At 42.6% G+C, this 11727-nt stretch carries 7 protein-coding genes and 1 pseudogene; 2 read left to right on the top strand and 6 right to left on the bottom strand.

Features of this window, described 5'->3' with window-relative positions; translation table 11 throughout:
- Positions 1–201: 201 nt before the first annotated feature.
- A complete protein-coding gene (locus GKZ87_01645) occupies positions 202–1944 on the top strand; it encodes an IS1634 family transposase (GenBank protein QSI24296.1) in 1743 nt (580 codons plus the stop codon).
- Positions 1945–2208: 264 nt separating this feature from the next.
- Positions 2209–2920: pseudogene (locus GKZ87_01640) on the top strand (tyrosine-type recombinase/integrase).
- Between the two features lie 59 nt (positions 2921–2979).
- Here the strand turns inward: GKZ87_01640 and GKZ87_01635 are convergent.
- From GKZ87_01635 to GKZ87_01610, 6 genes are all read right to left on the bottom strand, one after another.
- Positions 2980–6348, bottom strand: coding sequence for an ATP-dependent helicase (locus tag GKZ87_01635; protein ID QSI24295.1), 3369 nt, complete (start codon positions 6346–6348; stop codon positions 2980–2982).
- Positions 6349–6617: 269 nt separating this feature from the next.
- Positions 6618–6995 (bottom strand): sporulation protein, encoded by a 378-nt coding sequence (locus GKZ87_01630; GenBank protein QSI24294.1) that lies wholly within the window; start codon positions 6993–6995, stop codon positions 6618–6620.
- A 486-nt stretch (positions 6996–7481) separates the two neighbouring features.
- Positions 7482–8870, bottom strand: a complete 1389-nt coding sequence (gene gndA / locus GKZ87_01625) for an NADP-dependent phosphogluconate dehydrogenase (protein QSI24293.1) — start codon at positions 8868–8870, stop codon at positions 7482–7484.
- Complete coding sequence (locus GKZ87_01620) at positions 8863–10059, bottom strand: amidohydrolase (protein ID QSI24292.1); 1197 nt, start codon at positions 10057–10059, stop codon at positions 8863–8865. Before GKZ87_01620 ends, gndA begins: the two co-directional genes overlap by 8 nt.
- 73 nt (positions 10060–10132) lie before the next feature.
- Positions 10133–10954, bottom strand: coding sequence for a PTS system mannose/fructose/sorbose family transporter subunit IID (locus GKZ87_01615; GenBank protein QSI24291.1), 822 nt, complete (start codon positions 10952–10954; stop codon positions 10133–10135).
- Positions 10954–11724 (bottom strand): PTS sugar transporter subunit IIC, encoded by a 771-nt coding sequence (locus GKZ87_01610; protein QSI24290.1) that lies wholly within the window; start codon positions 11722–11724, stop codon positions 10954–10956. The genes GKZ87_01615 and GKZ87_01610 overlap by 1 nt, the downstream gene beginning before the upstream one ends.
- Between the last annotated feature and the right edge of the window lie 3 nt (positions 11725–11727).

Below are 11727 nucleotides of genomic sequence, written 5' to 3'. Positions count from 1 at the left end.
TATAAAGAAAGCAAGTTCAGTGTTTAGAAGTTATCACCATGAAGTTAAGTGATGAGTTTAATCCCGTGTTTAGAAGTTAGCACCATGAAATTAAGTGATGAGTTTAATCTACTAGCTGATGAAAGTCCCTGTTTTAGCGGACTTTTTTTCTTTGAAATAATTTGATAAAAAAGTTTTTCTATGTTATAATAATGGTGTTACATAGTGCTATACACTTTGGAGGTTCCTATGGCTTATTTCCTTAAAAAATCTCATCTGAAGAAAGGTCTCTATCTTCAGATCTATGAAAGTTTCTATGACCACTCTAAAAAGAATACCTCTCACAAATCTTTCAGATCTCTAGGTTACGTCCATGATCTCATTGATTCCGGTATCGCTGATCCTATCTCCTTTTTCTCTCAGGAAGTCAAAAAACTCAACGATGAGCTCAAAAGCAGGAAAGAACTTGAAAAAATCAGGCTTATCGAGGAATCCCCTGTCCGTTACCTCGGCTATTTCCCTATCAAAAATATTCTTGATGGTCTCAGGGTATCTGAACATATCAACCTGCTCCAGTATAATCGTGATTTCAGATTCTCCATCAGCGATATCATGGAGTGCCTCATCTATGCAAGATGTGTGAAGCCATGCTCCAAATACAAGACCTTTCATGAGGTGATCCCTTATCTTTATGGGGACATGACAGGTTTCAGCTATGACCAGCTGCTGACTGCACTTGGGATCATGGGTGACGAATATGAGAAGATCGTTGAGATCTTCACCAGCAGAGTTTCTGAACGTTATGGCATATCTACCTCGAAGACTTATTTTGACTGCACCAATTTCTACTTTGAAATTGATAGAGAAAGCGACATTCAGAAAAAGGGTCCCTCTAAAGAGAACCGTACTGATCCTATCATTGGTCTGGGCCTGCTTCTTGATACCAATCAGCTTCCTATCGCAATGAAACTTTATCCCGGCAATCAGTCCGAGAAGCCAGTATTAAGAAATATGATCGGGGCATTGAAGCAACAGAACAATATATCAGGAAAAACCGTTCAGGTGGCTGACAAAGGATTGAACTGCGCTGCCAATATCTATGCAGCCAGAAAAAACAGGGATGGCTATATTTTTTCGAAATCTGTAAAGTCGCTGAGTGACAGGGAACAGCAGTGGGTGCTGAATGAAAACAATCAGTTCACATGCGTGTATGATGAAAACAAAGAGCTGAAATATAAATATCTGAGCATTATCGATGAATTCAAATATGAATTCCAGGACGAGGATAAGAAGAAAAAAAGATTCACGGTAAAAGAAAAACGCATTCTGACATTTAATCCCTCCTTATGTGAAAAGCAACAATATGAACTGAAAAAGATGTATGAGAAAGCAAAGAAATTAAAAGCGTGTCAGGCAAAGAAAAGCGAGTATGGTGAATCATCGAGATATATGACATTCTCATCATCAGACAAGGATGGGAATGCCACAGATGAAAAGGTGATCGTCCAACTGAATGAGAAAAAATATAAAAAAGACTGTCAATTGGCCGGATATAATATGCTGGTAACATCTGAGCTGGCAATGGATGATGAGGAAATCTATAATGTATATCATAATCTATGGCGGATAGAAGAGTCCTTTAAAATCATGAAATCCGAGCTGGATGCCCGTCCGGTTTTCTGCCGCAGCGAAAGCACGATCAAGGGGCATTTCCTGATCTGCTATCTGGCAGTGCTGCTGAGCAGAATCCTTGAGTTTAAAGTGCTGGGGAATAAGGTCTGCACTTCCAGACTCTATGAATTCATGCGAACTTATACAGTTCTGAGAGAGGAGAACAGCAGATACATCAATATTACTCCATCCTCACCGACCATCACAACACTGTCGGAACACTTCAATCTGCCGATACGGAACTTCTATTTATCACCACAACAAATAAAAATGATGCTTGATCAAGTGATTTAGCACCATTTTTTTCATTTTGCTTCTAAAGTCAGGTTTTAAAAAAAAGCAATGGTTATAAAGAAAGCAAGTTCAGTGTTTAGAAGTTATCACCATGAAGTTAAGTGATGAGTTTAATCTACTAGCTGATGAAAGTCCCTGTTTTAGGGACTTTTTTTCTTTGGAATATTGTCTGATTTTTATAATTACACTAAAACTACCTGTTATTATTTTTCTTTATATCGGCTTTTTTAGAAAACGTGCCATAAAGTATTTGCAGGATGCACTATCGCCAAAGAACTGAATGCCCATACGTTAAAGGCATATCAGATTGATCTGAAATAATTTTTATCCTTCATGGAGCTTTACAGCTATGATATCCAAAAAGAATCTCTGCTTGCCTATATCACACATCTGCACACTGTCCTCGATCTTCAGCCGTGTTTACGATGAAATGAAGGATTGTAAAACCAGCTACCAGCGTAAGGTATGCACACGCAATGCCGCTGTTTTGGAGCTTCTTTTTTCCACCGGTATGAGAGTCTCAGAGCTCTGTCATGTCAAGGATGATGAAATCAATCTGCGTGAACGATATGTCCGTATTTACGGTAAAGGCGCAAAGGAGCGCATTCTGCAGATTGGAAATCCGGATGTTTTGAAGATTCTGTATTCTTATCGTGCCCTGTTTCAAAAAGAAATAGAAACCAGCGGCTACTTTTTTATCAATAAGCTAGGCAATCCATTATCCGAACAATCCGTTCGCCTTCTAATTGCCCGTTATGAAAAAATACTGAAAATCCCCCAGCATCTTACTCCGCATATGTTTCGGCATACCTTTGCGACACAACTGCTCGAGGAGGATGTAGATATCCGCTATATACAGCATATTCTGGGGCACAGCTCCATCACCACCACCCAGATTTACACCCATATCAGCTCCAACAAGCAGAAAGAAATTCTGTATCAAAAAAATCCCAGAAACTTCATCGGTCACAACTGAATGTTGAAATGTAAAAGAGACTGTCTGTAAACCGCAGTCTCTTTCTTATACACTTTATATTATCCATTAACCTTTAAGAGCTCCAAAATCTGCTCCTTATCCATCTTCATGATATTTGCCTCATTCTCCTCCACAAAGATATCCGCAAGCTCCTTCTTCATCTGCTGCAGATGCTGAATGCGTTCTTCCACCGTATTCCGCATAATCAGCTTATACACCTGCACACTGGAATTTTGTCCAATCCGATACGCACGATCACTCGCCTGATTTTCCGCTGATACATTCCACCACGGATCATAATGAATTACCGCTTCCGCCGCTGTTAGATTGATACCGGTTCCTCCGGATTTTAATGAAATCAAAAATACCTTTCGCTCCTTATCCTGGAACTTCTGCACCAACTCTCTTCGGTCTTCCTTTCCGGTACTTCCATCCATACGGAAATACGGGATATGCAAATGCTGCAGCTCCACCTGAATGAGATCAAGCATAGAAGTAAAATTAGAGAACAGCAGAACAGACTTGTTGTTATCCACAAGAGAGCTCACCAGCTCCATACACGCCTTCAGCTTGCTGGATGGCTGCGTTACCTCATCGTATACAAGACGCGGATCACAGCACAGCTGCCGCAAACGCATCAGCATCCCTAGTACCTGAAACCGGTTTGTCTTAACCAGATCCAGCTCCTGCTGCAACTCCTTATTCACCTGTGCAAGATTCGCCATATACATCGTCTCCTCTGCTTCATCAAAGGCAATGCTCAAGGTTGTCTCCGTTTTCTCCGGCAGCTCCTGCAGCACATCCTTCTTCACCCTTCGCAAAATAAACGGCTGTACCATCTTCTTCAGCTGCTCCTGCTTCTCCTTATGCTTTTCCATAACGATTTCCTTCTCAAAATGATGTGAGAAGAAACGATAATCAAACAGATATCCCGGCATCAGGAAATCAAAGATACTCCACAGCTCTGCCAGTGAATTTTCAATCGGTGTACCGGTAAGCGCCAGGGCATGGTGACTTTTGAGCCGCTTGGTGCTTGTCGCATTCATCGTCCGCTGATTTTTAATATATTGCGCCTCATCCAGAATCTTATAGAAAAAGGTACGGTTCTCATAATAGGCAATATCTCGTTTCAGATAGTCATAGGAAGTAATCAGCAAATCCATATCCATACTGCTGCGAATCAGCTCCTCACGCTTTGCCTGGGAACCGGTGATACAGCATACCTCCAGATCACTGGCAAATTTACGTACCTCATCCTCCCAGTTATACAGCACACTGCTTGGGACAACAACAATACTCGTGCGTCCCTGCTGCCGCTCACTTTCCAAAAAGGCGATGACCTGCAAGGTCTTTCCCAGTCCCATATCATCCGCCAGAATCCCGCCGAAGCCATAACGGTGCATCAGCTTCAGCCAGCGGAAGCCATCCTTCTGATAATCACGCAAAAGCTCTCTGTAGCGCTGTGGAATTTCAATATCCTGCGCATTGATTGATCCAAATGAGTCCAGCACATGCTGCAAGACCTCTTCCTTATGGAATGCGATATGATCGCTATCCTTTGTAAAGGCATCCAGCATAAACAAGCGGTATCCGGGAAGCTGAATGCAATTCTGCTGCAGCTGCGCTTCTTCAATATGAAACTCCTGCATCATCGTATCCAGCTCCTCCAGCTGATCACTTTTCAGATTCAGCAGCTTCCCGTTCTTCAACCGATAGAAATGCTTTTTCCTGCGATAGGCACGAAGAACATCCAGCAGCTCCTCCTTCTGAATATCACGGCTATGTAAATCAATCTCCAGAAGATTACCGGCAAAACGAAGTCCTGCCTGCAGATTTACTACATGCTTCTTGTTCATATTTTTCAACACATCACTGACGAAAATCTCGCAATATCCAGATAGAAATGGCAGACCGTCACGCATGAACTCCAGCAGGGTTTCACTCACATCATGAAACAGGGCACAATGCTCCTCCGGCTGTATGATATCCGCATACTGCCGTATGAAATTTTCAACAATTTCCTGCTTCAGTGGTAAATATTCCTGATTGTTCTGAAATCCGGGGATCCGCTCGTCCTCATACAGCACATCCAGCTGAAAATAGACCCTTCCAAGCTCATCAATATCTCCATACAGCTCCAGACCGATCGGCTCCAGTGTATAGGCATACTTCGCAATCCCATACATGTTTGCATAATCCCGTATTTCACTTAATACATATTTATAAAAATCAGGAAACTCCTCATTGCGGACATACAGCTGCTGTTCACTTAAAGAATCAATCAGCTCCAGGCATTTCCCCTGTTCATCAAAACGGTAACGGTACAGTGTATCGTCCTGCATACGGTATAAATGATGTCTGCCCCGGATTCCGCTTTTCAGCAAAGACCAGTTGCGAAAGGTAAGCAGAATGAAATCCTCTTCGCTTTTTACACGGATATCAAGCAGTTGCCGTTTATCCTTCATCTGAATATTGCGGTAGCGCTGCGGCAGGCGTCCCAGCAGCTCATAAAATTCATCCATATACAGGGGAGGAATCTCCATGACACTCGGGTTGGATACAAGCGTCTTTCCTTCATAGAAACAGTTTTTCAGAAATTTTATCAGCTCCTGACTATCCTCATCAAAACGGCTGATGGAATGAGTAAAAGCCAAAGACATACCGTACTGTGCATAGCTCTGGCGGGCAAGCCGTTCAAAGAAATCCGTAAGACTGCTGACGGTGTACCATTTTCTATCACCAATCTTTAATGAAATGTACATATGCTGCTGGTCAGAGCATTCTGCCTCTACAAACAGATGCACCTTTTCCACATGCTCACGATTTTGCAGCTCCTGATAATACACCTTACTCTCAGACAGAATATGACTGGATATCGCAAACTGCTTCATTAGCTCCCGACGTCTTGTATTTTCCTTCACCATCGCTTCGATGTTTTGATGCTCTATGACAATCTCCTTTTGCAATGCTTTCTTTTTCACAGGAGCGGCGTTTCTTTCCGCAAACTCCTCACGTGCTCTTGTCCGCATGGATGTATCCTTCTGCTGCAGCTGCGGTAAAGGAAGGGAAGCCGGAGATTTTGCTTGTATCGTCTCCTGCTCCTCAACCTTTCGTTCATAGGAAAAAGGAAATTTTTCCGGCTGCAAGTCATGGATCTGATACAGCACCGCCAGCAGATGCTCACAAATCTTTGTACGCTTACAGCTGCAGAAATAATAATCCACATCACTCTCAGAGTTTAAGGTGAACTGCAGCGTGGCATAAAACTTCCCGCTCAGGGTCTCCATCCGTGCTTCCACATGATACTCGCTTTGTGTCTTTGTTATATATATTTTCCTGATCAGATTTTCCTGCTGCACCTTTCTGGCCTTGATCAGCTTTGTCTCACTCTTTGTCTGTCGTTTGATATCATCTACAGTTAATCTCACAATTTATCCCTAAATTCCTGCCATTTCTTTATGCTTCTGTAAACAAGCAGGCATCCTTTCCTTCAGAATACAAAAAAGCATCCAATACGATATCACGTATTGCACACTTTTCCTCGCGTTTCTTCTTATATGATACCTGCAAATTAAAATAAGTCAAGCCGCATTTCCCTTATTTTCCAAATCCGTTGATAAAAACGTCAGAGGTTGTCAGCTTCTGACTGTTTTTGCGGCGATATTAGCAAAATTTTGCTTATTGTAAATATAAGAAACTAAGCTGTTTTCACATATGCCCGGACACGCAGGACATCCACGACCATCATAATAAATTCTCTATTTGTCGGTTTTCCTTTATTTTTGCTGATTGTATTACGAAAAACAGAGTATAGAAAATCCACATCTCCTCGATCCAGTGTTGCCTCTACAGCATTGCGAATGCTTCTTTCCACACAGGAAGATGTCGTATCGTAGGTATCCGCAATCAATGCATACAAGCCGTTCATCATGTTCTTTAGCAGCTCCGGGTGAAAATAAACCTCCAGAATAGCAGTACGAAGATAATAGTGACCTTTAATATGCGCAGGTGTCCCCATGTCATGCAGAAGATTTGTAATTTCTTCATATAAATCCTTTGTCAATGTATCCGTCATAAAATTCCCTCCATCCATTTCCTGATTCTACCACTAACAATAATTTAAATATGTCCAGAAGTAAACCAATGTCGTTTTCTGTCGAAATTTATAAATTTTGCGTGACTTTTCATGATGAGGAAACATTACATGTCCATCATTAACCTCTTTGATTTTATAATCTTCTTAACATTCTATATTAACATGAAGACTCTTATGCTGAATGAAAAAACTTCTGAAGCGCTTTGACAGAATAATGGATACTGTTATCTTTTCCTCAGCTTATCATTATAATGCTCTTTTCAACATACAGCCGTTCTGTAGCACTGATAATCTCCAGCAATTTGTATCCGTCATGCGTCCTATGTCCAAATAAAAAATACTTACAGCCTAACCGGAACAGGATATAATAAAAAAAGCTTCAAATCCTTGCATAATTACAATGAATTCAAAGCTTCCTTCTATATAATTTTTTATTAAAAGCTAGGCTCTCACGGCCTTTTTACATTATTTCAGCCAATCGCTGTGAAATACCCCTTCCTGATCCACACGCTCATAGGTATGTGCACCAAAGCAGTCCCGCTGTGCCTGAATCAGATTGGTTTCCAGCTCTGCGGAAGTATAGCCATTTATATAATTCAGCGCACTGCACAAAACAGGTACATATATCCTCTGTTCCATCGCATAATGAATCACTTCCTGCAACGCTGTTCTGCATTCCTGTATATGCTTTATAAATACAGGGGAAACAAGCAGGTTGCTGACATCCGGATTTTTCTCATAAGCCTGGTAAATTTCCTTCAAAAATTCTGATTTAATGATACAGCCATTCTGCCATATAACTGACAGCTGTTTCATATCAATGCCATAGCTACATTCCTTATTTACACTGGATATCAAAGCAAATCCCTGCGCGTATATGCTTGTTTTCGCCAGCAGCATAGCCTTATACAGGCTGGCAGTCAAGGACGCATCCCCCTTGCAGAGCACTTCTTCACTGTTACAGCACTCCTGTGCCGCAATACGTTCTTCTTTCATTGCGGATAAAAATCTAGCCTCCACAGCTTCTAAAAGACTTGGTACAGGTACGCCGTATTCCAGTGATACACGGGCTGTCCATTTGCCGGTGCCCTTCTGCTTTGCGACATCTAATACCTTATCAAGCAGCCATTCCCCATCCTCCTTTTTCTCCAGGATATCCTCTGTAATATCCAGCAGATAGGATTTCAGATTGTCCTTATTCAGTTGGCCGAATATCTTTTGAACAGCTGTACGGTCATTAGGAAACAGCCGCTTTCCTATACCATAGCATTCAGCAATTAGCTGCATATCCGCATATTCAATACCATTATGTACCATCTTTACAAAATGCCCTGAGCCTTTTCTGCCGATATAGGTACAGCAGGAGCTTCCATCCTCATTTTTAGCGGCCATTGCGGTAAAAATTTCTTCAATCTCACGATAGGCAGCATAATCACCCGATGGCATGATACTAGGCCCATACAAGGCACCCTTTTCTCCACCGGAAACGCCGCTTCCGATAAACCGTAAACCAAGCTCTTCCAGCTCCTGCATTCTACGCTCTGTATCCTCATAAAAGGAATTACCGCAATCAATCAGAATATCCCCCTGCTCAAGAAGAGGCTTTAGGGAATTGATTACACTGTCCACAACACGGCCGGCTGTCACCATTAAAATGATTTTACGCGGCTGTTCCAAACTATTCACAAAGTCTTCCAGACGCGTGTAACCATCCAGAGAAGGATAGGTCTTTGCCAGCTTTTCTGTCACTTCCGTTTCTATATTATATATGGATACGGTAAACCCCTTACTCATGATATTACGCGCCAGGGATTGCCCCATTACACCAAGACCGTATACTCCGATATTATTCATTCGCAGCCTCCTCCTTCTGACGGCACCTCAGCTCCTCTTTTGCCTGCTTCAGCAGATCCGGTTCCTGAAACAGCCGTACAATACTGTTTGCCATACCCTTACTGGAAACATCCAGACAGTGCTTTCCTGCATCAGATATCGCAAGCTCACGGAATTGCTCTGTATGTCCGGAAATTTTCTTTTCCGGAAGCAATGTCATATACAGGTTGCAGGCAGGAATCACACGGGATACATTTCCCAAATCCTCTCCTCCGGCATCACTTGGCATACCTTCCATCATCGGCTCCTGAAGGGCCAGCATTTCCTGGCGGCAAAGCTCACCCAAAACAGCATTTGGCATACGTCCATAATAGCCTGGAATTTCCTTATAGGACACCCGGCAGCCGCTGGCAAGGGCCATTCCCTCTGCGATATTGATAATCTTCTGCTTCGTTGTCTCAATATCCTTCACGCGCATGGTGGAAATCTCAACCTCCAGCTTTGCATAATCGGGAATCCGGCCGATATCCTTTTCACTTTCTGCCAGGATACAGCAGACATGAATCGAATCTCTCAGCTGCTGGCGCGTAAGACCTACAGCCTGATAGAAGAGATTTGCGGCATCCAGGGCATTGATTCCATTTTCCGGATGAGATTCCGCATGGGCGCTTTTTCCAAAATATTCAATTACAAAATCCGTAAAGGAAGCACATTCCCCGCCGATTCTTGCCATGGCACTGGTTGGATGCATTAAAAATACCGCATCCAGACCGTCAAACACACCGTGATCCAGCATGATGATTTTTCCACCGCCGTCTTCTTCAGCAGGAGTACCATATACCTCAATGCTTCCCTGCAGATCACTTTGTTGCAATGCATGCTTTACAGCAACGGCACAGCCCAGTGCACTTGTCGCAATCAAGTTATGTCCGCAGGCATGCCCCAATCCCTGTAATGCGTCATATTCAGCCAGCACAGCGATTCTGGGGCCGTCTCCTTTTTTAAATACAGCCTTGAAGGCTGTTTCCAATCCTGCAATACCTGTTTCCAGAATGAATCCTGCCTCATGCAGATAAGAAGAAAGTGCAGATGCAGCTTTCTTCTCTTCAAAGGCTATTTCAGGATTTGCATGAATATAGGATGCCAGCTTCCATAGATGATCAAACTCTGCATCTACAGTGGCTGTTACAGCCTGTTTATATTTATCCATAAATTCCTCCCCTTATCTGGTAAACTTTCGTTGTAAAGAAATGGTTTCTAAACACAGACGATAAGATTTTATCCTATACGATATCAAAGAATGCACCGACCAGACTCAGTACAATAATGATAATGATATACAGATTAAACTTCATACCCTTTTTCTTTATGGCAAAGAATATTAGAGCAATAACAGCTAACGGCAGAATACCCGGAATGATTTCATCCAGAATCTGCTGTACCAGAATAGGATCGCTGTTTTCTATTTTCATACCAGCTGTTGTAGTTAATGTAACATAGCTTGCGGACAATGCCCCCATCATCATCAGCCCCAGTATACTGCAGGCCTGAATAATTTTATTTACAACACCGCTTTGCAGGATTTTGGAAATACTGGTTCTACCGATACGATATCCCATATGCCACATAAAGTATCCAATCGTAAATCCGCAAATCGGAAACAGGATACAAGCAAATACCATGCCAGCATAATTACCGCTTAATGCCATTGTTGCCGCAAGTGAGAAGCAGATTGCCTTGATGGTTCCCCAGTACAGCGTATCACCAATACCTGCCATAGGCCCCATAAGCCCTGTCTTAATCGATGCTATGACCTCATCCGGAATTTCAGCACCATTTGCACGATCCTCCTCCAGCGATAAAACGATACCGGGAATGATAGCACCAATGGTTGCCTCCGTATTGAAGAACTGCATATGACGTACCAGAGCCTTTCTATACTCTTCATCGTCAGTGTATAATTTACGTAATGGCTTCGATAAGGTTACAGCCATAGACAAAGACTGATAACGTTCATAGGAGTGAGATACCTCAGCAAGCAATCTCCACTGGATATAGGAACGGGTTATGTCTTTCTTGGTAAGCTTCTTTTCATTTGTTTCCATTAGTCATCATCCTCCTCTACAGCAGGCGCTAATTCCTTTTTGTTTGTCATCCAGTAAATCAGTAAAGCGATGGATGTCGCAAATACTGCAACTGCCATAACATCCAGTTCAAAATATACAACCAGGAAATATCCGATTACAAAGAACGGTACGAGATCACGTTTTCCAATCGTATAAACTGCAATAGCAAAACCGATGGCAGGCATGACACCACCCGCAACCTCAATTCCGTGCATTGCCCATTCCGGCAGCATGTTCAGTATATTGGATACAACATCCGGTCCTACCATATTTGCCAGGAAAATCTCAGGGAAGGTGATACAGAACATGAACAGCAGCGGCCATTCTCTGGCACAGCGCATCATACCCTTTACATTTCCTTCTTCTGCATATTTGTCAGCCTTATGTACAAAGAAGGAGTTAACAGTATATTTCAGATTATAAACCCAGCCGCCCAAAATTCCGAAAGGTACGGCAATTACTAGGGCTGCTGTCGGCTCCATTCCTGTTTTAATGGCAATTGGAATGGCGATCAATGCCGCAGCCGATCCATCTGCCGGTACAGTTCCTCCAGGATATATAATTCCCAGATACATCAACTCAATCGTTCCCCCTAAAATCAGTCCCTCCTGCAGATGACCAGTCGCAACTCCCAGAACAGCTCCAATCAGAGCAGGTGATCCCAGTGTTTCACTGATGGTGTATCCAAAATCAATACTAGACAGGAAATACCAGATACCGCACAACATCGCTAATAAGAATGTATTCATAAA

Source organism: Erysipelotrichaceae bacterium 66202529 (assembly GCA_017161075.1).
Lineage (GTDB): Bacteria > Bacillota_I > Bacilli_A > Erysipelotrichales > Erysipelotrichaceae > Clostridium_AQ.
Note: the sequence above shows the minus strand (reverse complement) of the source record. Positions and strands in the feature narration are given on the sequence as shown.